The 25,931-nt window shown below is 70.2% G+C and carries 23 protein-coding genes and 1 pseudogene; 9 read left to right on the plus strand and 15 right to left on the minus strand.

The window, feature by feature from the left end; translation table 11 throughout:
• Nucleotides 1–78 precede the first annotated feature (78 nt).
• Entirely contained in the window at nt 79–2,157 is a 2,079-nt protein-coding gene (locus OP79_RS07025; RefSeq protein ID WP_033319097.1) for a SpoIIE family protein phosphatase, read from the minus strand.
• A 149-nt stretch (nt 2,158–2,306) separates the two neighbouring features.
• Between OP79_RS07025 and OP79_RS07030 the strand changes: the two genes are divergently transcribed.
• Nucleotides 2,307–3,725, plus strand: coding sequence for a lipase maturation factor family protein (locus OP79_RS07030; RefSeq protein ID WP_033319098.1), 1,419 nt, complete (start codon nt 2,307–2,309; stop codon nt 3,723–3,725).
• On the opposite strand, the gene OP79_RS07035 is transcribed toward OP79_RS07030, so the two are convergent.
• From OP79_RS07035 to OP79_RS07070, 8 genes are all read right to left on the minus strand, one after another.
• Nucleotides 3,713–4,564, minus strand: coding sequence for an amidohydrolase family protein (locus OP79_RS07035; RefSeq protein ID WP_033319099.1), 852 nt, complete (start codon nt 4,562–4,564; stop codon nt 3,713–3,715). The two genes, OP79_RS07030 and OP79_RS07035, sit on opposite strands and share 13 nt — an antisense overlap.
• Nucleotides 4,561–4,875, minus strand: a complete 315-nt coding sequence (locus tag OP79_RS07040) for an L-rhamnose mutarotase (RefSeq protein WP_033319100.1) — start codon at nt 4,873–4,875, stop codon at nt 4,561–4,563. Before OP79_RS07040 ends, OP79_RS07035 begins: the two co-directional genes overlap by 4 nt.
• A complete protein-coding gene (locus OP79_RS07045; RefSeq protein WP_033319101.1) occupies nt 4,872–5,885 on the minus strand; it encodes an aldo/keto reductase in 1,014 nt (337 codons plus the stop codon). The genes OP79_RS07040 and OP79_RS07045 overlap by 4 nt, the downstream gene beginning before the upstream one ends.
• Nucleotides 5,886–5,890: 5 nt before the next feature.
• The gene (locus tag OP79_RS07050; RefSeq protein ID WP_033319102.1) at nt 5,891–6,655 is read right to left on the minus strand and encodes an SDR family NAD(P)-dependent oxidoreductase; all 765 of its coding nucleotides are present in this window, start codon (nt 6,653–6,655) and stop codon (nt 5,891–5,893) included.
• A complete protein-coding gene (locus OP79_RS07055; RefSeq protein WP_033319103.1) occupies nt 6,652–8,025 on the minus strand; it encodes an L-fuconate dehydratase in 1,374 nt (457 codons plus the stop codon). Before OP79_RS07055 ends, OP79_RS07050 begins: the two co-directional genes overlap by 4 nt.
• Nucleotides 8,026–8,097: 72 nt before the next feature.
• Entirely contained in the window at nt 8,098–9,135 is a 1,038-nt protein-coding gene (locus tag OP79_RS07060) for an ABC transporter permease (protein WP_033319104.1), read from the minus strand.
• On the minus strand, nt 9,128–10,657 hold the full coding sequence (locus OP79_RS07065) for a sugar ABC transporter ATP-binding protein (RefSeq protein ID WP_033319105.1): 1,530 nt from the start codon (nt 10,655–10,657) through the stop codon (nt 9,128–9,130). Before OP79_RS07065 ends, OP79_RS07060 begins: the two co-directional genes overlap by 8 nt.
• Nucleotides 10,654–11,730 (minus strand): sugar ABC transporter substrate-binding protein, encoded by a 1,077-nt coding sequence (locus OP79_RS07070; protein ID WP_033319106.1) that lies wholly within the window; start codon nt 11,728–11,730, stop codon nt 10,654–10,656. Before OP79_RS07070 ends, OP79_RS07065 begins: the two co-directional genes overlap by 4 nt.
• 164 nt (nt 11,731–11,894) lie before the next feature.
• Between OP79_RS07070 and OP79_RS07075 the strand changes: the two genes are divergently transcribed.
• Both OP79_RS07075 and OP79_RS07080 read left to right on the plus strand, forming a co-directional pair.
• Nucleotides 11,895–12,635, plus strand: coding sequence for a FadR/GntR family transcriptional regulator (locus OP79_RS07075; protein ID WP_211270750.1), 741 nt, complete (start codon nt 11,895–11,897; stop codon nt 12,633–12,635).
• A gap of 71 nt (nt 12,636–12,706) precedes the next feature.
• The gene (locus tag OP79_RS07080) at nt 12,707–13,219 is read left to right on the plus strand and encodes a MarR family winged helix-turn-helix transcriptional regulator (protein ID WP_033319107.1); all 513 of its coding nucleotides are present in this window, start codon (nt 12,707–12,709) and stop codon (nt 13,217–13,219) included.
• Between the two features lie 77 nt (nt 13,220–13,296).
• Here OP79_RS07080 and OP79_RS07085 read toward each other — a convergent pair whose 3' ends face one another.
• Nucleotides 13,297–14,067, minus strand: a complete 771-nt coding sequence (locus OP79_RS07085; protein WP_033319108.1) for a DUF4142 domain-containing protein — start codon at nt 14,065–14,067, stop codon at nt 13,297–13,299.
• Between the two features lie 414 nt (nt 14,068–14,481).
• Here OP79_RS07085 and OP79_RS07090 point away from each other — a divergent pair, with 414 nt between their 5' ends.
• Both OP79_RS07090 and OP79_RS58445 read left to right on the plus strand, forming a co-directional pair.
• Entirely contained in the window at nt 14,482–15,825 is a 1,344-nt protein-coding gene (locus tag OP79_RS07090; protein WP_033319109.1) for an amidase, read from the plus strand.
• Between the two features lie 67 nt (nt 15,826–15,892).
• Nucleotides 15,893–16,390, plus strand: a pseudogene (locus tag OP79_RS58445) (alpha/beta fold hydrolase); the annotation flags it as partial.
• A 395-nt stretch (nt 16,391–16,785) separates the two neighbouring features.
• On the opposite strand, the gene OP79_RS07100 reads toward OP79_RS58445, so the two are convergent.
• On the minus strand, nt 16,786–17,268 hold the full coding sequence (locus tag OP79_RS07100; protein WP_033319110.1) for a GNAT family N-acetyltransferase: 483 nt from the start codon (nt 17,266–17,268) through the stop codon (nt 16,786–16,788).
• A gap of 59 nt (nt 17,269–17,327) precedes the next feature.
• Nucleotides 17,328–17,504 (minus strand): hypothetical protein, encoded by a 177-nt coding sequence (locus tag OP79_RS53725; protein WP_106972312.1) that lies wholly within the window; start codon nt 17,502–17,504, stop codon nt 17,328–17,330.
• A gap of 405 nt (nt 17,505–17,909) precedes the next feature.
• Here OP79_RS53725 and OP79_RS07105 point away from each other — a divergent pair, with 405 nt between their 5' ends.
• From OP79_RS07105 to OP79_RS07120, 4 genes are all read left to right on the plus strand, one after another.
• Nucleotides 17,910–18,998 carry an S-(hydroxymethyl)mycothiol dehydrogenase gene (locus OP79_RS07105; protein ID WP_033319111.1) on the plus strand — a complete coding sequence of 363 codons (1,089 nt, stop codon included), beginning with the start codon at nt 17,910–17,912 and terminating at the stop codon, nt 18,996–18,998.
• Complete coding sequence (locus OP79_RS07110) at nt 18,998–19,627, plus strand: MBL fold metallo-hydrolase (RefSeq protein WP_033319112.1); 630 nt, start codon at nt 18,998–19,000, stop codon at nt 19,625–19,627. The genes OP79_RS07105 and OP79_RS07110 overlap by 1 nt, the downstream gene beginning before the upstream one ends.
• A 145-nt stretch (nt 19,628–19,772) precedes the next feature.
• Nucleotides 19,773–20,255 (plus strand): HD domain-containing protein, encoded by a 483-nt coding sequence (locus OP79_RS07115; RefSeq protein WP_033319113.1) that lies wholly within the window; start codon nt 19,773–19,775, stop codon nt 20,253–20,255.
• A gap of 45 nt (nt 20,256–20,300) precedes the next feature.
• Nucleotides 20,301–21,122 carry an SDR family oxidoreductase gene (locus OP79_RS07120; protein WP_033319114.1) on the plus strand — a complete coding sequence of 274 codons (822 nt, stop codon included), beginning with the start codon at nt 20,301–20,303 and terminating at the stop codon, nt 21,120–21,122.
• 197 nt (nt 21,123–21,319) lie between these two features.
• On the opposite strand, the gene OP79_RS07125 is transcribed toward OP79_RS07120, so the two are convergent.
• The 3 genes from OP79_RS07125 to glgC form a co-directional block, all read right to left on the minus strand.
• On the minus strand, nt 21,320–22,816 hold the full coding sequence (locus OP79_RS07125) for an SDR family NAD(P)-dependent oxidoreductase (RefSeq protein ID WP_033319115.1): 1,497 nt from the start codon (nt 22,814–22,816) through the stop codon (nt 21,320–21,322).
• Between the two features lie 114 nt (nt 22,817–22,930).
• Nucleotides 22,931–24,268 (minus strand): wax ester/triacylglycerol synthase family O-acyltransferase, encoded by a 1,338-nt coding sequence (locus OP79_RS07130; protein WP_033319116.1) that lies wholly within the window; start codon nt 24,266–24,268, stop codon nt 22,931–22,933.
• A gap of 432 nt (nt 24,269–24,700) precedes the next feature.
• The gene (gene glgC, locus OP79_RS07135; protein ID WP_033319117.1) at nt 24,701–25,921 is read right to left on the minus strand and encodes a glucose-1-phosphate adenylyltransferase; all 1,221 of its coding nucleotides are present in this window, start codon (nt 25,919–25,921) and stop codon (nt 24,701–24,703) included.
• Nucleotides 25,922–25,931: the final 10 nt, after the last annotated feature.

Below are 25,931 nucleotides of genomic sequence, written 5' to 3' on the forward strand. Positions count from 1 at the left end.
TGAGCGCCTCGACCTCGGAAAGTCCCGGCATACGTCCAGAGCGCCGTCCGGCGCAGACGATGCCGTGCGCGGCAGTTGTCAGTTCCGTTCCGGCACGATGAACTCGCACCACACGCACTTGCCGCCGCCGCGCGCCTCCACACCCCACACGTCCGCGAGCCGGTCCACCAGCAGCAGTCCGCGCCCCGAGACCCCGGACTCCCCCGCCTCCCGGCGGCGCGGCAGAGCGCTGGAGGCGTCCTCGACCTCGACGCGCAGCCGGCGGTCGGAGCCGGTGAGGGCGCGCAGGGTGACGACCGCGGAACCCTCGGTGTGCATCAGGGCGTTGGTGATCAGCTCGTCGGCGACCAGCTCGACCTCGTCGGCGCGGTCCTCGGCACCCCAGGCCGCCACCGCGGCGCGGATCATGTGCCGGGCACCCGCGAGCGCCTCCGGATCGCCCGGCCCGATGTGCTGCTGGAGCCGTCCGCCGGACTGCTGCGCGACATCATGGCCGAGGCGGCGCAGCAGGAGCAGCGCGACGTCGTCGTCGCCGCCGCGTTCCTCGGCCACGTCGATGAGCCGGTCGGCGAGGTCGCGTACGTCGTCGGGGCCGGTGTGCACGAGTGCCTGGAGCGTCTTCATCCCCTCGTCGAGGTCCACTCCGGGCTGTTCGACGAGTCCGTCGGTGTAGAGCAGCAGGGTCTGGCCCGGGTCGAGTTCGAAGGTGTCGACCTGGTAGTGCAGCCGCCCGAACTCGGCGGACAGACCGAGCGGCAGTCCCCCTTCGACGGTCAGCCGGTGGCAGCTGCCGTCCGGGTCGCGTATCAGTGGGTCGATATGGCCGGCCCGCACGATCTGGACCACTCCGGTGGACAGGTCGGCCTCCGCGTAGGTGCAGGTCGCGAAGCGCTCGGTGTCGAGTTCGTCGAGGAACACCGAGGCGCGGGCCATGACGGTGGCGGGTGTGTGGCCCTCGGCGGCGTAGGCGCGCAGCACGATGCGCAGCTGGCCCATGACGGCTGCCGCGTGGGTGTCGTGGCCCTGCACGTCACCGATGACGGCGCCGACCCGGCCGCCGGGCAGCGGGATGACGTCGTACCAGTCGCCGCCGATGTCCCGGCCGAGCGAGGCCGAGCGGTAGCGGACGGCGATGTCGGCGCCGGGGACGGCGGGGATGGAGCGCGGCAGCATGGCCTGCTGAAGGCCCTGGGCGAGGTCCTTCTCCTGCTCGTAGAGCATGGCCCGCTGGAGGCTCTGCGCGATGCTGCTGCCCAGGGCGACGAGGACGTTGCGGTCCTCTGCCGTGAAGCCCCGTTTGTCGTGGTAGAGCAGGCCGAGCGCGCCGATGGGGCGGGCCTGCGCGATCAGCGGCAGATAGGCGGCCGAGGTGATGTGGAGGTCGGTTATGTGCGGCCACAGCAGGGGGTACGACTCGGCGAAGTCCTCCGGTGACTCGATGAAGCGCGGGGTGAGGGTGCGGACGACCTCGCTCATCGGGTACTGCTCGTCTATGCGCGTGACCCGGGTGCCGGGTACGAAGCTGCCCACGGGCCCTTCCGCGACGAGGCGTATCCGGCCGGCCTCCACCAGGCCCATGACCAGGCTCGTCGCCCCGAGGTGGGTCAGCCCGTGGGTGTCGGTGAGGACGTCGATGACGTCCTGGACGGTGCGGGCGTGCGCGAGCGCGGCGGTGGCGATCTGCACGACGTTCGTCTGCCGGCGGCGGAACTCGTCGAGGGCCGCCTGCTCGCGCTGGGCCTCGCTCTCGATCAGCTCCTGGGTGGCGTCGCGGATGATGCCGATGACGCGGCGCGGTCGGCCCGTCTCGTCGCGCCGGATGTAGCCCTGAGTGTGGGTCCAGCGGAGAGTGCCGTCGCGGCGGCGGATGCGGAAGTACGCCCCGTAGTTCTCGCTGCCGTCCTTGATGGCCTGGGAGACATGGGTGTCCAGGCGGTGGGCCTCGGCCGGGGGCACCCGCGGGGACAGGGTCTCGATACGGCCGTCGTACTCGCCGGTGGGCATGTCGAAGATCTCGTGGGCCTGGGGGTCCATCTGCATGATCCCGGTGTCCAGGTCCCAGTCGAAGCTGCCCATACGGTTGAGCGCCAGGATCGGGTCCGGGTGGGCGGGCCAGTCGTCCGGGAGTGACAGGGCGCTCGCTCCCCGATCAACCATGGGCCATACCTTGCCAGGGATTGGCCAAATCTTCGACTTCTTGTCACGGCCCAAATGTGAGCGGATCGAGTTGCCCGCGGCCGGTCCTGGGCACCCCATAAGTGAAGGCGTCACGCAGCGTCACAACGGGAGAGAAGGGAGCTGGCGAGATGGAGTGGTTCACCGCCCCCGAGTACTGGATGAGCCGGCTGGTCTTCCAGCGGGCGCTGGCCGTCGTGTATCTCTTCGCCTTCCTGAGCGCGGCGCTGCAGTTCCGCGCGCTGATCGGCGAGCGGGGCATGCTGCCCGTGCCCCGTTTCGTCGCCCGGGTGCCGTTCCGGCGGGCACCGAGCGTGTTCCACCTCCACTACTCGGACCGTTTCTTCGCGGCCTGGGCCTGGACCGGCTGCGCGGTCTCGGTCGCCCTCGTCGCGGGCCTGGACGGTCAACTGCCGCTCTGGGGCGGCATGCTGCTGTGGCTCGTCCCCTGGGTGATGTATCTGTCGATCGTGAACGTCGGCCAGACCTGGTACTCCTTCGGCTGGGAGTCCCTGCTCCTGGAGGCCGGCTTCCTCGCCGTCTTCCTGGGCAACGACGAGGTCGCCCCGCCGATCGTGGTGCTCTTCCTGCTGCGCTGGATCCTCTTCCGCCTCGAGTTCGGGGCCGGTCTGATCAAGATGCGCGGCGACGCCTGCTGGCGGAAGCTGACCTGCCTCGACTACCACCACGAGACCCAGCCGATGCCGGGCCCGCTGAGCTGGTTCTTCCACCATCTCCCGAAGTCCTTCCACCGGGCGGAGGTGGCAGCCAACCACTTCACCCAGCTCGTCGTCCCCGTCCTCCTCTTCGCCCCGCAGCCCATCGCGACGGCCGCGGCGTCCCTGATGATCGTCACCCAGCTGTGGCTGGTCCTGTCGGGCAACTTCGCCTGGCTGAACTGGATCACGATCGTTCTCGCGCTGTCGGCCGTGGACTACGGAGTGACGCGGGGACCGTCGGCTACTCCGCTCTGGTACGAGATCGTGGTCCTGGCCGTCGCCGCCGGGCTGGTCGCCCTGAGTTACCGTCCGGCCCGCAATCTGGTCTCGCGCCGCCAGGTCATGAACCGCTCCTTCGACCCGCTCCACCTGGTGAACACCTACGGGGCGTTCGGCAGCGTCAGCCGCCTGAGGTACGAGGTGGTTCTCGAGGGCACGCTGGACGAGGTGCCGCGCGCGGACTCCGACTGGCGGGAGTACGAGTTCAAGGGCAAGCCGGGTGATCCACGGCGCTGGCCGCGCCAGTTCGCCCCGTACCATCTGCGGCTCGACTGGCTGATGTGGTTCGTGGGGCTCTCCCCCGCGTACGCCGGCTCCTGGTTCGGCGCCCTGGTGGAGCGGCTGCTGGAGAACGACCGGGACACCCTGCGGCTGCTGCGCCGCTCCCCGTTCCCGGCCGACGAGCCGCCCAGGTACGTACGCGCCAGCTTCTACCGCTACCGCTACACGACCTGGCGCGAGCTGCGGGAGACGGGCGCCTGCTGGCAGCGGACGTACGTACGAGAGTTCCTGCCGCCCACACGCCTTGAGGTCTCCGTTCAGAGGGCGTAGACGCGGCTCGCGGTGCCCGAGAAGACCTCGGCTCGCTCGCTGCCGCTCAGCCCGGCCGTCAACTCCTCGGCGGCGCCCAGGACTTGGGCGTACGACGCGGCCAGTGTGCACACCGGCCAGTCCGAGCCGAACATCAGCCGGGACGGGCCGAAGGCTTCCAGCACCGTGTCCGCGTAGGGCGCCAGATCACCCACCGTCCAGCTCTTCGGGTCCGCCTCCGTCACCATGCCGGACAGCTTGCAGACGGTGTTGGGCTGTGCGGCGAGCGCGCGGACGTGTGTGGCCCAGGGTCCGAGCTCGCCGGAGGCGATGGGCGGTTTGCCCAGGTGGTCGAGTACGAAGGTGAGTTCGGGGTGGCTTTCGGCCGCCTTCACACAGGCGGGGAGCTGGTGCGGCAGGACGATCAGGTCGTGGACGAGGCCCGCCGTAGCGACGGCGGTGAGTCCTCGGCGTACGTCCGGACGCAGCAGCCACTCGGGGTCGGGCTCGCCCTGGACCTGGTGGCGAATGCCTCGCAGGTACGCGCCGCCCGGGAATGCCGCCAGCCGTGCCAGCTCTTCGGTGACGTCCGGCCGGGTCAGGTCGGTCCAGCCGACGACGCCCCCGATCAGCTCGGTCTCCTCCGCGAGGGCCAGGAACTCCGGGGTCTCCTCGGGCACGGTGATCGTCTGCACGAGGACGGTGCGGCCGACTCCGGCGGCCCGTGTCTCGGGTTCGAGGTCCGCGACGGTGAAGTTCCGTCGGAGGGGCTGGAGTTCGGGGCCGGTGATCCAGTCCTGGTCGCGTACGGAGAGGTCCCATACGTGGTGGTGCGCATCGACGATCGTACGTTCCGTCATGGCAGCTCCCAGACGACCGGCAGGCCCGCCTCCGCGCCCTCGGACGAGTAGTCGTGCACCACGTCAAGGAGCTCCGCCATCCGTGCCTGCCAGACGATGTTGACCGGCAGCTTCTCCAGCTCGGCGAGGAGCCGCCCGTAGTCCTCGCACTCCAGGACGTGGAAGAGATCGGTGCCGCTGCGCCAGATCGTCCAGGAGGTGACGCCGGCCGCGCGGATCGCGTCCGTGAGCTCGACCGGCACCTCGCGGTGGGCGGCCTCGTACTCGGCGATGCGGTCGGCGCGGACCTTGGTGTGCAGGGCGATTCTCATGTGGGCTCCTCTCCTGCGACGGGGGCATGTACGGGGACTGGCGCCTCCTCGGGCAGCAGCTTGGCCGCCCGCAGCTCCTGCCAGAACTCCGCGGGTACGTCTGTCGTGAACTGCCGTACGGTGTCGCGGACTTCGTCCGCCGAGCGGGTACCGACGAGAACGCTCGCGACGGCGGGGTGGGCGAGCGGGAAGGCGAGGGCGGCGGCGCGCAGGGTGGTGCCGTGGCGTTCGGCGATCGCCTTGATCGCCAGGGCCTGGTCCAGCAACTCCTGTGGCGCGGAAGCGTAGTTGTACGTCGCTCCCGGCTTCGGGTCCGCCAGGAGCCCGGAGTTGAAGACGCCGCCGATGACGACGGACGTGCCGCGTTGTGCGGCGGACGGCAGCAGTTCGGTGAGGGCCCGCTGGTCGAGGAGCGTGTAGCGGCCCGCGCACAGCACCACGTCGACGTCGGTGTCGCGGACGAAGCGGGTGAGCATCTCGGCCTGGTTCATACCGGCGCCGATCGCGCCGACGACGCCTTCGGAGCGCAGCCGTTCCAGGGCGGGGTAGGCCTGGCCGAAGGCTTCGTCCGCGTGGTCGTCCGGGTCGTGGAGGTAGACGATGTCGACGCGGTCGAGGCCGAGCCGCTCCAGGCTCTCCTCCAGGCCCCGGCGTACGCCGTCGGCGCTGAAGTCCCAGACGCGGCGGTGGGTGGCGGGCACGGCGAAGCCGTTGGCGAGGTCGTCGCCGGTCACCTCGTCGACCGGCTCCAGACGTCGGCCCACCTTGGTGGACACCGTGTACCCGGACCGCCCGCGCAGCATCGCGCCGACGCGCCGCTCGGAGAGGCCGAGCCCGTAGTGCGGCGCCGTGTCGAAGTAGCGGATCCCCGCGTCCCAGGCGGTCTCGAGTGCGGCGTACGCCTGCTCGTCGCTGACCGGCGTGAACAGGCCCGCGATGCCCGCGGCGCCGAATGCCGGCTCGGTGACCTGGACGCCGGATCGCCCCAGGCCCCGGGACCGCATCGGCATGCGCATCACTGCCCCGCGGGCCGCAGTCGCAGCCCCTGCATGCCGCCGTCCACGGCGAGTGCCGTGCCGGTGGTCGCGCCGGACAACGGGCTCGCCAAGTAGGCGATGGCGCCCGCGACTTCGGGCGCGGAGACGAGCCGGCCGGTGGGCTGGCGGGCTTCCAGGGCGGCCCGTTCGGCGGCGGGATCCGCCGCGGCGTCCAGGAGGCGGCCGACCCACGGGGTGTCCGCGGTGCCGGGGTTCACGCAGTTGACGCGGATGCCCTCGCGGACGTGGTCGGCTGCCATGGCGAGGGTCAGCGACAGCACGGCGCCCTTGGACGCGGAGTACAGGGCGCGCTGCGGCAGGCCCGCGGTGGCGGCGATGGAGCAGGTGTTCACGATGGCCGCGTGCGCGGACTCGCGCAGGTGGGGCAGGGCCGCGCGGGCCGTACGCACCATGCCGAGGACGTTGACGTCCAGGACCCGGTGCCACTGGGCGTCGTCGTTGTCCTCGACGGTGCCCTGGGCGCCGATGCCCGCGTTGTTGACCAGTACGTCGAGTCCGCCGAGGTCGGCGACGGCGGCGGCGACGGCCTGGCGTACGGAGGTGTCGTCGCTGACGTCCGCCTGGTATCCGAGCAGGGGCTTGTCGACGCTCGACGGGTCCAGGTCGAGGACGGCGACCTGGGCGCCGCGGGCGGTCAGAAGTTCCGCGGTGGCCCGGCCGATGCCGGACGCGCCGCCCGTCACCAGCGCCTTGAGCCCCGCAAAGTCCCGGGTGTCGGTCATGCCGCTGCTCCCTTCCGGCCGGTGAGCTTCTGATCGGTGAGTGCCTGCTGGGCGAGGTCGGCGGCCCAGAACGTGCCGCCGGGGAACGTGAACTCGGCGAGGGACTCGGGTCGCATGGTGGCCGAGAAGCCCGGCGCGGTGGGTGCCATGTAGTGACCTTCCCTGATCACCACCGGGTCGAGGAAGTGGTCGTGCAGATGGTCGACGTACTCGATGACGCGGTCCTCGGTGGTGCCGGAGAGTGCCACGTAGTCGAACATCGAGAGGTGCTGGACGAGTTCGCACAGGCCGACACCGCCCGCGTGCGGGCAGACGGGCACGCCGAACTTGGCGGCGAGGAGCAGGATCGCGAGGTTCTCGTTGACGCCGCCGACGCGGGCCGCGTCGATCTGCAGGACGTCGATGCCCCCGGCCTGGAGCAGTTGCTTGAAGATGATCCGGTTCTGGACGTGCTCGCCGGTGGCGACCTTGACCGGTGCGACGGCCTCGCGGATCTTGGCATGGCCGAGGATGTCGTCCGGGCTGGTGGGCTCCTCGATCCAGTACGGGTCGAACTCGGCGAGCGCCTTGGTCCACTCGATGGCCTCGTCGACGTTCCAGCGCTGGTTGGCGTCGATGGCCATACGGATGCCGGGGCCGACGACGGAGCGGGCCACGCGGCAACGGCGTACGTCGTCGGCGAGGTCCGCGCCGACCTTCAGCTTGATCTGGGTGAAGCCGTCGGCCACGGCCTGGCGGGCGAGCCGGGTGAGCTTCTCGTCGGAGTAGCCCAGCCAGCCGGGCGAGGTGGTGTAGCCGGGGAAGCCTCGCTCCTTGAGCAGTTCGGTGCGTTCCGCGGCCCCCTCTCTGCCGCGTCTGAGCAGGTGGAGGGCGTCCTCGGGGGTGAGCACGTCCGCGATGTAGCGGAAGTCGACCTGGGAGACGAGGAACTCGGGGGTGGCGTCGGCAAGCAGCTGCCACAGCGGCTTGTGGGCACGCTTGGCGGCGAGGTCCCAGACGGCGTTCACGACGGCGCCGATCGCCATGTGCATCACGCCCTTCTCGGGTCCGAGCCAGCGCAGTTGGCTGTCCCCGGTCAGATCCCGGGCCAACGCCCCCGGGTCCGCGCACAGTTCGTCCACCGGCCGCCCGAGGACATGCGCGCGCAGCGCGTCGATCGCGGCGACCTGGACATCGTTGCCCCGCCCGATGGTGAAGGTGAATCCGTGCCCCTCCAGGCCGTCGGCCGCATCCGTGCGGAGCACGACGTACGCGGCCGAGTAGTCGGGGTCCGGGTTCATCGCGTCGGAGCCGTCGAGCTCGCGCGAGGTCGGGAAACGGATGTCGAAGGTGTCGACCGCGGTGATACGGGGGGCGGCAGGTGAGGCCACAGAAGTGCCTTTCGGTCCGGGACAGAGGTCGTGCGTCGGCGTCGTACGGGAACGGCGGCGGCCAGGGAGCTTCTAGTCCTGGGCGCGGCCGGTCGTAACACGGGCGATCATGAGGGCTACCAGGATGATTCCTCCGTAAATGGCCTGGATCCAGAAGGACGGGACCTGGGCGAGCGTGAGCAGGTTCTGGACAACTCCAAGAAGGAGGACGCCCGTAAGGGCGCCGAACATCGTGCCCTTGCCGCCGTCGAGGCTGATGCCGCCGATGACCGCGGCGGCGAACACCGTGAAGATCATGTTCTGGCCCTGGTTGGCGTTGATCGCGCCGACGTAGCCGGTCTGCATCAGCCCGCCGACCGCGGCGAGTGCCCCGGCGATGATGAACACACCGAGCATCACGCGCTCGACCCGGATGCCGGCCGCGCGCGCCGCGTCCGCGTTGCCGCCGATCGCGTACAGGGCGCGCCCCCAGCGGTGGTACCTGAGCATGAGGCCCGCGGCACCGAACGCGGCCGCCGCCAGCCACACCGAGATGGGCACCGTCAGGAAGGTGGTGGTGGCCAGCGTGTAGAAGGCGTCGGGCATGCCGAACAGCGTCTTGCCCTTGGTCGCGCCGACCAGCAGACCGCGCAGGACGATCAGCATCGCGAGCGTCACGATGAACGCGTTGAGCTTGAACTTCACCACGAGGATGCCGTTGAAGCCGCCGATGACCGCGCCCACGCCGAGGATCGCGAGCAGGGCCAGCCCTGCCGGGAGGTCGGTGCCCCAGCCGGAGGCCGCGGCGGGCAGCACGAGCAGCGCGCCGACGGCGGGCGCGATGCCGACGACCGACTCAAGGGACAGGTCGAACTTCCCGGTGATGAGCACCAGCGACTCGGCGAGCACGACCATCGCGAGGGCCGCGGAGGCCCCGAGGATCGAGATCAGGTTGCGCTCGGTGAGGAACGAGTCGTTGACGAACGCACCGAGTACGAGCAGGAGCAACAGCGCCGGTACGAGGGCGAGTTCGCGGGCCCTTCGCAGGAATACGGACTTGGCGTTGGCGCTGCTCTTCACCGGCTGTTTGGAGGTGGCGGGCGAGGCCGACGGGGCCTTCGTGTCAGCCATGGTCCACTCCTTCTATGGATGCGATGAGCTCGTTGTCGCGCCAGCCCGCAGGGTGCTCGGCCACGACGCGGCCGTGGAAGAGGACGAGGACGCGGTCACAGCGGCGCAGATCGTCGAGTTCGTCGGAGACGACGAGGACGGCGGTCCCGTCGTCGCGGGCCGAGTCCATGCGGGCGAGCAGGGACTCCTTGGACTTCACGTCGACGCCCGCGGTGGGGTTGATGAGGACGAGAAGCCGTGGGTCGGAGGCGAGGGCGCGGGCCATGACGACCTTCTGGGCATTGCCGCCGGAGAGGTCGGAGACGGGCTGGTCGGGGCCCTCGGCGTGGATGTCCAGCCGGTGGATCAGTTCGGTGGCGAAGCCACGCTTGCGGGCGGTGCCCACGAACCCGTACTTCCCGAGCCGGTCCAGGATGCTCATGGTGGCGTTGTCGCCGATGGACATGCCGAAGACGAGCCCCTGGCCGTGCCGGTCACGCGGGACACAGCCGACGCCGGCCTTCAGAGCTCCCTGGACATCGCCGAACGGCAGCGGCGTGCCGTCCAGGAGTGCGGTTCCCGAGGTGGGGGTGTGCAGTCCGGCGAAGGACTCGGCGAGCGTGATCTTCCCACTGGCGCTGGAACCGGCGAGGCCGACGACCTCGCCGCGGCGAACGGTCAGGTCGACGTTCTCGTACGTGTCGGAGGTCAGGCCCTTCGCCTCCAGCACGACCGGCGCGTCGGCACCCTTGTCCTCCAGCACCGTGTCCGCGTGTTCCAGCACCGCGTCCGCGGCAGCCGCCTGCTGTTCGGCGACCGCCTCCCCCGCCATCGCCTCCACCAGCGCGCCGCGCGGCAGTTCGGCGACCGGTGCCGTGGTGATCCAGCGCGCGTCGCGCAGCACCGTGACGGTCTGGCACACCTCGTACACCTCCTGAAGGTGATGGGAGATGAACAGGAAGGTGACGCCGGATTCCTGGAGCGCGCGCATACGCGTGAAGAGGCGCTCGATCTCCCGGTTGTCGAGCTGCGCGGTGGGCTCGTCGAGGACGATGAACCGGGCGCCGAAGCTCAACGCCCGGGCGATCTCGACCATTTGACGGTCCTCGACCTTGAGATCGGCGGTACGCGCATCCGGGTCGACGTGCACGTCCCAGGTCTGAAGGACCTCGGCCGCCTGGTCCTTCAGCCGGCGCCAGCTGATGAAGCCGCCGCGCCCCAGGGGCTGCCGGTTGATGAAGAGGTTCTCGGCAACCGTCAGCTCCGGGACCACCGTGGGCTTCTGGTAGACACAGGCCACCTTGCGCCGCCAGGCGTCCCGGTCGGCGAGCGCGGGCGCGGGCTCGCCGTCGAAGCGGACGGTGCCCTCGTCGGGGGCCTGGAGTCCGGTGAGGATCGTGACGAGCGTGGACTTGCCCGCGCCGTTGCGGCCCACGAGGGCGTGGGACTCGCCGGGGAGGACGGTGAGCTGACCGTCTTGGAGGGCGACGGTGGGACCGTACCGCTTGGTGATCCCCCGCGCCTCCACGAGTGGTGTGCTCATCCGACCGTGTTCCCCCACAGCTTGGGGTCGTCGACGTTCTCCTTGGTGACCAGCGGCGCGGGCAGCTGGTCCTCGAGGATGCCGCTGGGCAGCTTGACGATCGTGGAGTCGTGGTCGGTCGGACCCGGCTTGAACGTCTTCCCCTGCATCGCCTGCTTGATGTAGTACATGCCGTACTTGGCGTACAGGTCGGCGGGCTGCGAGACGGTGGCGTCGATCTCGCCCTTGCGGATGGCTTCGTACTCCTGCGGGATGCCGTCGTTGGAGACGATCGAGATGTGGCCCTTCTCGCCGGCCTTCTTCAGCATCCCCTTGGACTTGAGGGTCTGCAGCGTCGGCGCGAGGTAGACGCCGCCCGCCTGCATGTAGATGCCCTTGATGTCGGGGTTGGCGTTCAGCAGAGTGTCGAGCTTGGAGGCCGCGGCGTCGGACTCCCACTTGGCGGGGATCTCCAGGACCTTCAGCTTCGGGTAGTTCTTCTTGACGCAGGAGCGGAACGCCTCGGAGCGGTCTCGGCCGTTGACCGAGGCGAGGTCGCCCATGATCTGCACGACCTTGCCGGAGGGGATCTGCTTGCCGAGGTACTCGCAGGCCTTCTCGCCGTACGCGACGTTGTTGGCGCGTACGACCATCGCGACCTTGCCCTTCTCGGGCGCCACGTCGACGGCGACCACGGGCACGCCCTTGCGCTCGGCCTGGTCGAGTCCGGCGGAGATCGCGGCGCTGTCCAGGGGGGCCACGACGAGGCCCTTCACGCCCTGGTTGAGCTGGTTGTTGATGTCGGTGATCTGCTGCGAGGGGTCGCTGTTGGAGTTGACGGTCTTGAGGGCGTCCACGTCCTCGGACTTCGCCATCTTCGGCACGTAGTCGTTGTACGACTGCCAGAACGGCGAGGTCAGCAGGGGCAGGATCACCCCGACCTTGCCTTCGCCGCCGCCCTCGCCACCGGAGGCGACGCTGTCCTCGGTGCTGCCGCATGCCGCGAGCACGAGGCCGGCGCAGGCCACCGCGGCCGCCGCTCGCAGGGGGGTCCGCCTCTTCCGCAGTCTCATACCGGCTGTCTGTCGGCTCATCCGTCGGCTCCTCATCGAGCGAGATCAAGCAAGTGCACGCATATTTATCAGACCACTTCCCCCTGACAACACCCTCAGGCATCAAAATCTCGCCGTTTTGAGCGTAGTGGTCAGACCACTGAGCTGATTAGACTGCGGGCGCACCCGGCGACAGGAGGAGTGGCGTGGACGAGGCCCTGCCCAGGCAGACGGAGCCCGCACCGCAGACGGAGCCCGCACCGCAGAAGGGCACCGTGACGCAGCGCGCCATCGAGCAGATCAAGGCGATGATCGGCGAGGGACGCCTTGAACCGGGTGCGCGACTGCCGACCGAACGTGAGCTGGCGGTCCAGCTGGGCATCTCGCGCAGCTCGATGCGTGAGGCGATCCGCGCGCTGACCGTCCTGGGTGTGCTGGAGGCCCGGCACGGTTCGGGTATATACGTCACACAACTGGAGGCCGGGGATCTGCTGGAGACCTTCGGTGTGGTCGCCGATCTCTCCCGCGGCCCCCAGCTCGTGGAGCTGCTCGAGGTGCGGCGGATCCTGGAGTCGACGGCGACCGCGCTGGCCGCCGCGCGGATCACTCCCGGTGAACTCGCCGAGGTCGAGAAGCACTTGGCGGCCATGCACGCGACGGACGATCCGGAGGAGATCCTCTCCCACGACCTGGCGTTCCACCGCGCGATCGTGGCGGCGGCGGGCAACGACACGATGGCGGCGATCCTGGAAGGTCTGTCCTCGCGTACGTTCCGTGCCCGGGTCTGGCGGGGCTATCAGGAGGAGGGCGCCTTCGCGCGCACCCGCCGCGAGCACGCGGCCATCCATCGCGCGCTGGTCGCCCATGATCCGGAGGCGGCCCGGGCTGCTGCCGCCGCGCACGTGGGCGAGGTGGAGGAGTGGCTGCGGACCCAGCTCAGACAGTGAGCGTCACAGGAGAGGAAAATCTGTTCGCTTCATTTGAGCACTCAAGTGGATCGACGCGATAGAAAGGACCCATGCCCGAGCCTGAGGCACCCGTGCTGGGTGGGGACGACGTCGACGCGGTGACCCGCGCGGTGCTGACCGCGTCGCGGTTGCTGGTCGCGGTGTCCGCCCGCTCACTGTCCGTGGTCGAGGAGCGGGTGACACTCCCTCAGTTCCGGATGCTGGTGGTGCTGTCGACGCGGGGCGCCACCAAGCTGGTCACCCTGGCCGAACTGCTCCATGTGGCGCCGTCGACGGCCATGCGCATGGTGGACCGGCTGATCGCGGCCGGTCTCGCCGACCGGCAGACCAACCCCGCCGACCGCCGGGAGACCCTGCTGCGGTTGACCGGCGAGGGCCGGCGCACGGTGCGGGAGGTCATGGCCCGGCGCCGCGCCGACCTCGCCGAGATCGTCAAACGGCTCGACCCCGGGCAACGGGTGGAGCTCATCGAGGCACTCACCGCCTTCAACGAGGCCGGCGGGGAACCTCCCGCCCCGGCGGACGACCCCGAGTACCATCCGCTGGGCTGGGCGGACGCCTAGCTGGAACGCGGAGCCTGAAACTCCGCGCCGCCGGTGTGCGGCCGCCCTCGTACGGGCCGAGGGCGGGCCGACAGCCGTCACCCACCCAACGCCGGGTTGGACGTCGAGTTGACCGACGACCCGGGGGTCGGCGGGCCGGGCGTCTTGATGTTCAGGTCCGGACGCGGCTTGAGGACCAGGACCGGCGCTCCCGGCTGCGGCGGGGGCGGGGTGGTGTCGTCCTTGGGGAGCTTCGGCGGGGCGGTCTGCTGGAAGTTGTTCTGCTCGAAGTTCACCAGCTCGGTCTTCTCCAGAATCGTCATGTGGTCGAGGACCGTGGCATTGGCCAGGTCGGCGAGCTGACGAATCAGACTGTTCTGGGTGGAGGCGCGGATCTTGGCGATGACCGGGAAGATCTGACCGTGCGTGACGCGCATGATGCTGACCGCGGTGGAGTCGAACTGCTTGCCGCTGCTCCCGTCCACGGACGCCACGAACTGCTGCTGCTGCGGGGACGCCTGGTTGGGTAGCGTGATGCCCAGCTCCGGGGCGATCTGACGGCACATCACGTCGAGGTTGCCGTGCCCGACGACCAGATGCTTGCCCGCCTCCTTCATCGCCGCGGTCGTGCCTCGCTCCATGGCCAACTCGCCCAGGGGGTACTCCCACAAGCCTGCCGCGCGCACCTTCACCACGAAGTCGCGGTCTGCCTCGGTTATCGGTCCGTAGCGGGTGTTGGCGATGACACGCTCCGTGTTCGTGGACGCGTTCTCGAGTCCCAGCATCGCCGGGTAGGCGAGTGCGGCGATCGTCATCGTCATGCCGCCGACCACGAAGACAGTTCCCGCTACGTTTCGTGATATGCGCATACATCCTCCTGGCGTGACTGGCGCTGACGCCAGAAGGTACGGACGAACCAGGTGCGGCGATCATTGCACCCGGTAAATTTTGCCGTCCGCCGTGTGATTCGTACCACACGCGTTTAAGACCTATGAGCGATACAGCGCGAACCGCACCATACGCATGGCCCCGCGCGACGGCGTAATCCGCAGCCCCGGCGCCGCCCGCCGCCAAGTGCCGCAGCTGTGAGCATCCATGACGCCCCCTCCACCTGCCGACAGCACCGAGTTCCGGAAGCAGCCGCAGGTCAACTGCTCGACGCCGTGGGCGGTCCAGGGCCTCCAACCCCTCGACGTGAAGCCCCGCCCCGGGCACAGTGCTCCTCATACCAGTGAGTAAGTTCACGCGTCACCCGTACTTCTGACCACCGACAAGGAGCCTCCGTGACCACCTGGGCCGGCCGGACCGCCACCGAGATCGCCGCAGCCGTACGCGAGAAGCGGGCCTCGCCCCGCGAGGTGGTGGCCGAGCATCTCGCGCGGATCGAGCTGCTCGACGCCCGCGTGGGCGCCTTCCGTCAACTGCGCGCGACGGCGGCACTCGCCGAGGCCGACGAGGTGGCGGCGCGCGCCGATCTTGCCGAACTCCCCCTGGCGGGCGTGCCGGTGGCGGTCAAGGACAACCTGGCCGTACGCGGCGAGTCCACCCGCCTCGGTTCCGCCGCGACTGACGAAACCCCGGCCGACCACGACCATGTCACGGTGGCCCGGCTGCGTGCGGCGGGCGCGGTCGTCGTGGGCCTGACGAACGTGCCGGAACTCTGCGTCTTCGGCACCACGGAGGGCGTGCACGGCACCGCCCGCAACCCCTGGGACACCACGCGCACGGCGGGCGGCTCGTCCGGCGGCAGCGCGGCCGCGGTCGCCGCCGCGATGGTGCCGCTCGCGCTGGGCAACGACGGCATGGGCTCACTTCGGATACCGGCCGCCAACTGCGGGCTGATAGGCCTCAAGCCGGGCTTCGGCACGGTCCCGGCGGGCATCGGCCACGGCGACTGGTTCGGCATGTCGGAGAACGGTCCGCTGGCGACCACGGTCGAGGACGCCCGACTGATGTTCTCAGTCCTGGCCGCCACCGAGGTCGTACGCGCGGCCGAGCCCGTCACGCGCAAGGTCGCCGTCTCCGTACGCAGCCCACTGGTCGGCGTCAAGGTCAGCCGCCCCTACGCGACCGCGGCCAGAGAGGCGGCTCAGCTGCTGGCCGAGGCGGGTCATCGGGTACGGCGTGCCGACCCGCCGTACCCTCTGTGGCTGGGCACGACCTCGCTCGCGCACTGGACAGCGGGGACGGCAGTGGACGCGGCGGGCCTCGACCCGCGGCAGCTCACGCGACGCACGCGCGTGCACGCGGCTGTGGGGCGCCGCTTCGTGGCCTCGGTGCGCGAGGGTGCGCGCAGGGAGCAGTTGCGCAGACGGATGGAGCCGTTCTTCGCGGAGCACGACGTACTGCTCACTCCGGCTCTCGCCCGGCGAGGGCCCGCCGCCGCGGACTGGCACGAGCGCGGCTGGCTGCGCAATCTGCTGGCCAACACGAACTACTCGCCGCTGACTCCGCCGTGGAATCTGACCGGCTGGCCGGCGATGGCGGTGCCGTTCGGGACCCTGCCGTCGGGTGCCCCGTGCGCCGTACAGCTGGTGGGGCGGCCCGGCTCGGAGACCGAACTCCTGGAGCTGGCGGGGCAGTTGGAGGAGCTGCGGCCGTGGCGGCGTACGGCGCCGCTGGCGTAGCTCCCTAATAGAAGGGGACACCGTAAACGGCTTGCTGCGACCGTCGCCCGCCGCTCAGGATGACGCCATGCCCGCCTTCGCCGCCGATGACGGAACCGAACTCGCCTATCACGTCATGGGCGAGGGCGAACCGCTGCTCTGCCTGCCCGGCGGCCCGATGCGCGCCTCCGCCTACCTGGGCGATCTCGGCGGGCTGTCCAGACATCGGCAACTGGTCCTGCTCGACCTGCGGGGCACGGGTGACTCCGCGGTCCCCGCCGACCCGTCCACGTACCGCTGCGACCGACAGGTACCCGATATCGAGGCCCTGCGCCGCCACCTCGGCCTGGACCACATCGACGTGCTCGCGCACTCGGCGGCCTGAGACCTCGCCCTGCTCTACGCAGCCGGGCACCCCGAGCGCGTACGGACCCTCACGCTGATCACCGCCCGTGCCCGCGCCCTCGGTGTCGACTTCACCGAGGAGCACCGACGGGAGGCCGCGGCCCTGCGCTCGGCCGAGCCGTGGTTCGCGGCCACCCGCGACTCCTTCGAGGCCTGCTTGGCCGGTACCGCGACCAACGCCATCGCCTCCGGCGGTTGAGCAGGGGCGCCTACTGGGAGGGTAGGTTCTGTTCATCGGCGAGTGCGGGTGCGTTGTGGCTGGTCGCGCCGTTCCCCGCGCCCCTGAAAACCTGCGTCTACCCGGGCGCCCGGGGGAAGCCTGCACCCCCAACAACCGGCGCCCTCCCTCCGGCGGGAGGGGGCGTGGGCCGGTGCGTCGTATGCCCGTCGCGTAGCTTCGGTCTCGGAGAACCCGCGCCCTGTACCAGCAAAGGGCCGTATGCCCGCCCTGTGACGGGCTGACGCACCGGCCCACGACCCCGCACCCCAACGAACCCAGGGGCGCGGGGAACGGCGCGACCAGCCACCCACACACCCGCACCCGACAACTAACCCACCCGCCCAACCGCCGGAGCGCTAAAGCGCCCGGTACATGATGTGCAGGCCCACCAGCCCGTGCCGCGGATGCTCGAACGCCCCCGGAACGGTGCCCAGGACCGTGAAGCCGAGGGACGTCCACAAGCGCACGGCGGGGTTCGTCTCCACGACGGCGTTGAACACCATGCCCCGGTACCCCTCGGCCTTCGCCGTGCTCAGGACGTGTTCGGCAAGGCGGCGGCCGATGCCGCGGCCCGCATGGTCCGGGTCGACCATGAAGCCGGCGTTGGCGATACGGGCCGCGGGGCCGCCGTAGTTGGGCGTGACGTAGGCCGAGCCGACGACCGCTCCGGTGGCGTCCTCGGCGACGTACACGCGCTTGCCCGGTGCCATCCACAGGGCGCGGGCGTCCTCTTCGGAGGTGTCCGGGTCCCAGGCGTAGGTCTCGGCGGCGGCGACGATGCGGTGCCAGAAAGGCCAGATCCGCGGCCAGTCGTCGGCCGCGGCTTCTCTGATCAGCATGGGCGTGAGTCTGGCACGCCCATGCCGTCAGCAATCGCGCTGTTTCCTCGGTGAACGTCTCAGTCCACGCTGGGCAGGATGTGCGGCTCCGCGAGGTCGTCCTCGTAGCCCGCCAGGCGGATCGGGGCGGACCTGGACCACACATCGAGACTGCCGAGCGCCTCCTCGGGCCCGCTGCCTTCGCGCCCCATACGTTCCTTGGGACGCTGATCGCTGTTCTTCGTCTCCGGTGTCACCGCGCACTCCTTATGTGTCGGATCACCCTCGGGACAGGCAGGGCCGGTCTACTACCGGTCGCCTGACGCCCGCTCGGGTCTGGATTACAGGCAGTACGGACGCGGTGGCGCCGGTAACTCAAGTGAGAGCAGGCCGTGGTGACCGGCTTGTCCCGGGACGGACCGTGGGTGTGGGTGGGACCCAATTATGCTGTCCGTTCCGGTACAGGGTACACAGATGAGCGGAGGTCCGCTCGATGGGGCTGAAAACAAGAGGTAACTGTTTCGAGTCGTTCCGCGACAAACTGGACTTTAAGCCCACTGACCTCCCTGGGTTCTCCACTGGTTGTCCACAGGCACGGAGCCAGTCGTCCGGCCCTGTGCCAACATGATCAAACGCGCCACTTTTACGCGAAGGAGCCCGACATGGCCGCCCAGCAGGTACGGGGTGTCATCGCCCCCGGTAAGAACGAGCCGGTTGAGGTCCGCACGATCCTGATCCCGGATCCGGGTCCGGGCGAGGCCGTGGTCCAGGTGCAGGCCTGCGGGGTCTGCCACACGGACCTGCACTACAAGCAGGGCGGAATCAGCGACGAGTATCCGTTCCTGCTCGGCCACGAGGCCGCCGGGATCGTGGAGTCGGTCGGCGAGGGCGTGACCGAGGTGGCGCCCGGCGATTTCGTGATCCTCAACTGGCGTGCGGTGTGCGGCCGTTGCCGGGCCTGTCTGCGCGGGCGGCCCTGGTACTGCTTCGACACGCACAATGCCAAGCAGAAGATGACCCTGGAGGACGGCACGGAGCTCTCGCCCGCCCTGGGGATCGGCGCGTTCGCGGACAAGACCCTGGTCGCGGCCGGGCAGTGCACGAAGGTGGACCCGGCCGTGTCCCCCGCGGTCGCGGGTCTGCTCGGCTGCGGAGTGATGGCCGGGATCGGCGCGGCCATCAACACCGGTTCGGTGACACGTGGCGACTCAGTGGCGGTCATCGGCTGCGGCGGCGTGGGCGACGCGGCGATCGCCGGGGCCCAGCTGGCCGGCGCGGCGCGCATCATCGCCGTCGACATCGATGACAAAAAGCTGGCCACGGCCCGGACGATGGGCGCCACTCACACGGTGAACTCGAAGGAGACCGACCCGGTCGAGGCCATCCGCGAGTTGACCGGCGGCTTCGGGGCGGACGTGGTCATCGAGGCGGTGGGCCGCCCGGAGACGTACAAGCAGGCGTTCTACGCCCGCGATCTGGCGGGCACAGTGGTCCTGGTCGGCGTCCCGACACCGGACATGAAGCTGGAGTTGCCGCTGCTGGACGTCTTCGGCCGGGGCGGGGCGCTCAAGTCGTCCTGGTACGGGGACTGTCTGCCCTCGCGCGACTTCCCGATGCTGGTCGATCTGCACCAGCAGGGGCGTCTGGACCTGGCGGCGTTCGTCACCGAGACGATCGAGCTGGGCGCGGTGGAGCAGGCCTTCGACCGGATGCACCAGGGCGACGTGCTGCGTTCGGTGGTGGTGCTGTGATGGCCGCCCGTATCGAGCACCTGGTCACCTCCGGCACGTTCAGTCTGGACGGCGGTACGTGGGACGTCGACAACAACGTATGGATCGTGGGCGACGACTCCGAGGCCGTGGTGATCGACGCCGCCCATGACGCCGACGCCATCGCCGAGGCGCTAGGCGACCGCCGGCTCGTGGCCATCATCTGTACGCACGCGCACAACGACCACATCGACGCGGCCCCGGCCCTGGCCGCTCGCACCGGCGCCCCGATCCTCCTTCAGGCCGACGACCTCCCGCTGTGGAAGCAGACCCACCCGAACCGCCTGCCGGACGGTGAACTGGCCGATGGGCAGCGGCTGTCGGTGGCCGGCACGGAGCTGACCGTGCTGCACACTCCGGGTCACGCTCCGGGCGCCGTCTGCCTGCACGCCCCCCAGCTGGGCGCCGTCTTCACGGGCGACACGCTCTTCCAGGGCGGGCCGGGCGCGACGGGGCGTTCCTTCTCCCACTTCCCGACGATCATCGACTCGATCCGCGACCGGCTGCTGACCCTGCCGCCCGAGACGGAGGTCCGTACCGGCCACGGCGACTCGACGACGATCGGTGCCGAGGCCCCGCACCTGAAGGAGTGGATCGACCGGGGTCACTGAGTCCCCGCGGTGAGGCCTCGCTCGCTGGGGACGGTCGTTGGGCGTACTCGGTTCGCTATTCAGATCCCGTTGGTTCGGTTGAAAGCTGGCCATGATCTGCTGGCGCGGGACAACGGCCTTTCTCGCGGGCAGGGAGGACTGGCGCATGGAGCTGCGCAGTGTCGATGAGCTGATGGATCTGCTGCACGCCTGCCGGGGGGCCTGGGGCACCCCGTACCTCCGCCACTCGAGGCCACGCCCCAACGGAGGGTCCCTCGCCGGCAGCGCGCTCGATCTGCACGATCACGCCTTGCAGACCGCCGCGCTGCTGCGGCGCGGTCATCCCAGTGACAAGGAACTCCAGGTGGCCGGCCTGGTGCACGGCATAGGGCAGCTGCTGCATCCCGGCGACGAGACCGGTCACGCGGACCACGCGGCGGACGCCGTGCGGTCCCTGCTCGGCGAGCGGGTGGCCCGTCTCGTACGCCTGCATGCCGCGCCGTGGGACGACGGCCCGTTCGACGACGACGTGCTGTCCCTGCGGCAGGCGGACGAGGCGGGCAAGGTCGCCGGGCTGAACGCCGGCGTGCTGGAGGACTGGCGCACCGTCCTGGAGCTGGTCGCGGCGCGCGCCACCGTCCGCCGCTGACGCACACCTCTGGTAGCTGACGGTCCGTCATGAGACCGTACGCGGATGACTTCGCCGTACGGGCTCACGGGCAGGGCCGCGATCGTCACCGGGGCTTCGCGCGGGATCGGGCGGGCGGTCGCTCAGGCGCTCGTCCGGGCGGGCGCGCGAGTGTGCGTGACCGCCCGTGATCCGGGCGGGGTGAGCCGGGTCGCCGAGGAGCTCGGGGTCGTCGGGCTCGCTGGTTCGGTCGCCGAACCGGCGCACCTGCGCGAGCTGACGGAGCTGACGCTGCGCGAGTTCGGGCGGATCGACGTGGTGGTGAACAACGCGGCGACGAACGAGCCGTACGGCCCGCTCATGGACGCCGACCCGGACCGCTGGCGCGAGGCGTTCACGGTCAACGTCGAGGCGCCGCTACGGCTGGTGCAGTGCGCCTGGCAAGCGTGGATGGGCGAGCACGGCGGCGCGGTCGTCAACGTCTGCACGGAGGGCGCCGCTCATGTGGGCCCCAACGTGGGCGCGTACGGCACCAGCAAGGCCGCCCTGCTGCACCTCACCCAGCAACTCGCGGGCGAGCTGGCCCCGAAGGTGCGGGTCAACTCCGTCTCCCCCGGTCTCGTCCGCACCGAGATGGCGCGGTTCGTGTGGGAGCGGGGTGAGGACGAGGTGGCCGCAGGGCTGCCCCTGGGCCGGATCGGCGAGCCCGAGGACATCGCGCGGGCCGTCGTATGGCTGGCCTCGGACGCGGCGGAGTGGATCACGGGGGCCGACCTGCTGGTGGACGGCGGAACGAGAGTACGGGCGGCACACACGGCGACGGCGTACGCCGTCCACGAGCGCCTGCGGTCGCAGGTGCCGCCGGATGCCGACAGCAGCGCGTACTGACACGGCTGAGCACGACACGATGTGCACGGTTTGCCCGAGATCAAGGCGGCTACGCGATTGCCCCCAATAGGGCAACAGGCCCGCGGAGGGCCTGCACGGAGTCGAACCACGAAGAACGCGTTGCCATCGCACCGGGCACCCTCACGGTAGGACAGCGGCTCCCGCACAGGCCACCGGATTACCGCGGGCGGGCGGCCCTACCACTTGCCGGGCGCGTAGTCCTTCAAGAACACCCCGTACAGATCCTCGCCCTGCTCGCCCCGCACGATCGGGTCGTACACCCTCGCAGCCCCGTCGATCAGGTCGAGCGGCGCGTGGAACCCCGCGTCGGCGAGGCGCATCTTGTCCGGGTGAGGCCGCTCGTCGGTGATCCAGCCGGTGTCGACGGCGGTCATCAGGATGCGGTCCTTCTCGAACATCTCCTGGGCGCTGGTGCGCGTGAGCATGTTGAGCGCGGCCTTGGCCATGTTGGTGTGCGGGTGCCCCGCGCCCTTGTAGCCGCGGCTGAAGACGCCCTCCATGGCGGACACGTTCACGATGTACGTGCGGTTCGCCCCCGAGGCCGCCATCGCGGCGCGCAGGCGGCTGATGAGGATGAACGGCGCGGTGGAGTTGCAGAGCTGGACCTCGAGCAGCTCGACCGGAGTGACCTCCTCGACAGCCTGGATCCAGCTGTTGGTGTCGTGCAGGTCGGGCACGAGACCGCCCGCGTCGATCGCCGTACCGGCCGCGATGCGCTCCAGGGACGCCGAGCCGGAGACCAGCGCGAGGTCCGTGACGTCCTGGGCGGTCAGCTCGCCGCCCCCGGCCACCGGCAGCGCGGCCACGGCACCGGAGCCGAAGGTGCCGATCACCTCGGCGGGCGGCAGCTCGCCCGAGGGGAGCGGGGCGGACTCGGCGGCGAGCAGCTCGCTGTAGGCCCCCGGAGAGCGGCGTACGGTCTGGGCCGCGTTGTTGATCAGGATGTCGAGCGGGCCCGCGGCGGCGACCGAGTCGGCGAGCGCGACCACCTGGGCGGGGTCGCGCAGGTCGATGCCGACGATCTTCAGGCGGCCGATCCACTCGTCGCTGTCGGGCATGGCCTTGAAGCGGCGGATCGCGTCGTTCGGGAAGCGTGTGGTGATCGTGGTGTGCGCACCGTCACGCAGCAGCCGCAGCGCGATGTACATGCCGATCTTGGCGCGGCCACCGGTGAGCAGCGCGCGCTTGCCGGTGAGATCCGCGCGGGCGTCGCGGCGGGCCCGGTTCTCGGCGGCGCAGTTCTGGCAGAGCTGGTGGTAGAAGTAGTCGACCTCGACGTATCGGGTCTTGCAGGTGTAGCAGGAGCGCGGGCGCTGGAGTATCCCCGCGATCTGCCCGGCCTCGATGGTGGACGAGGGCAGGATGCCCTCGGTCTCGTCGTCGATGCGCTGGGCGGAACCCGTCGCCGTCGCCTCCGTGACCGCCTTGTCGTGGGCGGTCTTGGCGGCCCGGCGCTCCTGGCGGCGGCGCTGCTTCACCGTGCGGTAGACACCCGCGGTGGCGCGGCGCACGGCGACGGCGTCGGGGTGGTCGACCTCCAGCTTGTCGAGCTCCTCGAGCACGCTGAGGCAGACAGCCAGCCGCTCCGGGTCGATGCCGGGACCGTACGAGGCGCCTGCCACCTCTGCCGCGTCCACGGCGGGGGGCGCCTGGCTGTCGTCTGTCACCGTCATCGTCGTTGCCGTTTCTCGGGTTCCGCGCCGCGCTCGAACCGCGCTCGCTTTCGAAGGCGGAATTTTACGGAGCGCGGGGCGAAGGAACCAAACCCGGCGTGATCACCGCTCCCGTCAGGGCGCGCAGGCGACGTTCAGCGCCTCCACCTCCGCGATCACCGCCTTGGCCAGCCGGTCCAGGTCCGGCACGGCCTCCGCGTCGGCGACGAGCCCGTAGTGGACGCGCCCGCGGTACGTCGAGACGGCGACCGCGAGGGACTGGCCGCGGGCGAGCGGGGCGAGCGGATAGACCTCGGTGAGCGGGCAGCCGCCGAGTTTCAGGCCGAGGCTGGGCAGCGGCACGCTGGTGACCAGGATGTCGAAGAGCAGCCGGGCCGCCTGGCCGACGACGGGACCGCCGAGCCGGTGCCCCAGCGGCAGCACATGGTCGGCGAGCAGAGCGACGGCACCCGCGCCCCGGTTGGGGCCCGCGTCCTTGTTGCGGTTCATGGCCGTACGCACCGTGTCGAGCCGCCCGAGCGGGTCCGCGTCGTCGACGGGCAGCTTGATCAGGTAGCCGGAGAGCCGGTTGCCCTGGGGGTGCGCGGTGCGCGGGCGGCGCTTGGAGACGGGGATCAGGGCCCGCGGCACGACGCCCTCGCTGCCGTCACCGCGCTCGTCCAGCCAGCGGCGCAGGGCGCCCGCGACGATCGCGATCAGCACGTCGTTGACGGTGCCGCCCACGCTCTTGCGGATCTTGTGCACCTCGTCGAGGTCCAGGTTCACGCCCGCGATGCGGCGGGTGCCGGTCGGCTCCGACACCAGGGCGGACGAGGAGCGTACGCCCAGGGTGGCGCGGGCGACGGAGGCGCCGATGTCGAGGGCCCGGCCCACGTCGGAGAGGGTGCCGCGGACGAGGCCCGGCAGTTTGCGTACGTCCGGGAGGAAGCCGCGGGCGGGCTCTGCGGGGCGGGGGCGGGGCTCGGGCAGGTCCATGGGGTCCATGACCGCCGCCGCGAGCGTCAGCGCCCGCAGTCCGTCGGCCAGGGCGTGGTGGAACTTGAAGAGCACGGCGAACGAGGTGCCGTCCACGCCGGGCAGCACATGCGCCTCCCACGGCGGCCTGCCGCGCTCCAGCTGGCGCTGCATGAGCACGCCCGCCGATTCGTGGAAGTCCGCAGTCGGCGCGTGCAGCCGGACATGGTCGAGCGGGTCGAAGTCGCGTACCGGCTCGCGGGCCGCACCGCCGAAGGCCAGCGGCTGCCCGAAGGAGAGCGGCTGCCATACGTCACGGATCCGCATCCGCAGCCCGGGCACACCCGCGGCGCGCGCCGCGAGCAGGTCGGCGGCGTGGGCGCCCGCTGCGGGCGAATGGGTCTCGAAGACACCGAGGGCGCCGAGATGCATGGGGTGCTCGGCGGACTCGATGTTCCAGAACGCCAGGTCGAGTGGTGCAAGCAGGTCGGAGGTCAATGGCTTGCTCTCGCGTCGACGACGGGTGAGCAAGCAGTCAACCCCCGACAAGCGATTACGGTCAAGTACGATCAAGCTACGCACAGTTAACAGCAGATTAAGTCCCGCCTCCTTGTGAGGGATGGGACGCATGTGGTCTACGAGGTCCTTTCCGGGCAGCTGAAGCGACTTACGGGCCGCATACGGCCGGGCGGCCCATCCGCCCACCGCGAAGACGAGTGGGCGGATGCCGTACAGCGCCGGCCGCAGGAATCAGCCAAATGGCCGTCACTCGACCGAGCAGCCCACAGAGGTCGTCAGGGACGCGTCCCGGCTCGGTGCTTCATGTGCGGCCTTCAGCCGGGGCACCTCTGTCTCGTTCTGCCTCCTCAAGGCTCCGACAACGCGAACGGCCCCGGTGCGCACTCCGCACCGAGGCCGTCCCGATGATCGTTACGACACCTGCTGTCCCTTGCCCAGCGCGATCACACCGCCCTTGGAGACCGTGTACAGCTCATGATCCCGTTCCGGATTGACGCCGATCGTCGCGCCCGGCGGTACCTGTACGTTCTTGTCGAGCACCGCGCCCCGTACCACCGCGCCCCGCCCGATGTGGACGTTGTCGTGCAGCACCGAGCCCTGGACGACGGCGCCCGGGTCGACGACCACGCCCGGTGAGAGCACCGAGCGGCTGACCTGGCCGCGGATGAGGCAGCCGGCGCTGATGATCGACTCGCTGGCGATGCCGCCGGCGTTGAAGCGGGCCGGCGAGAGCTGGCCGGAGTGGGTGTAGATGGGCCACTGGCGGTTGTAGAGGTTGAAGGCGGGCCGCTCGGCGATCAGATCCATATGGGCGTCGAAGTACGCGTCGAGGGTGCCGACGTCACGCCAGTACCCCTGGTCGCGCACGGTCTCGCCGGGCACATGGTTGGCGCTGAAGTCGTACAGCTGGGCCTCGCCGCGCTCGGTGAGCTGCGGCAGGATCGAACCGCCCATGTCGTGTATGGAGTTCTCCTCCTCGGAGTCCCGCTGGAGGGCCTCGATCAGGGCCTTGGTGGTGAAGATGTAGTTGCCCATCGAGGCGAACACGGACTCGGGGTCGTCCGGCAGACCCGGTGGGTCGGCGGGCTTCTCCAGGAAGCTGTCGACGGTCTGGCCGTCGGATCCGGGGGCGATGACACCGAAGGACGACGACTCGCCCCTCGGCACCCGTATCCCGGCGACGGTCACGCCCGCCCCGCTGTCGATGTGCTGGGCGAGCATCTGTCGCGGGTCCATGCGGTACACATGGTCGGCGCCGAACACTGCCACGTACTCGGGCTGTTCGTCGTAGATGAGGTTCAGTGACTGCAGGATCGCGTCGGCGCTGCCGAGGTACCAGCGCGGGCCGAGCCGCTGCTGGGCCGGGACCGGTGTGACGTAGTTGCCCAGCAGGCTGGACATCCGCCAGGTCGTGGTGATGTGCCGGTCCAGCGAGTGCGACTTGTACTGCGTGAGTACGCAGATGCGCAGAATGTCCGCGTTGACAAGGTTGGAAAGTACGAAGTCCACGAGGCGATACGTTCCGCCAAACGTGACCGCGGGTTTCGCACGGTCGGCGGTCAGGGGCATCAAACGCTTGCCCTCACCGCCTGCCAGTACGATTCCCAGCACCGAAGGTCCACCGCGTCGCATGCCGTGCCGC

It is taken from the genome of Streptomyces yerevanensis (assembly GCF_000716805.1).
Taxonomy (GTDB): domain Bacteria; phylum Actinomycetota; class Actinomycetes; order Streptomycetales; family Streptomycetaceae; genus Streptomyces; species Streptomyces flaveus.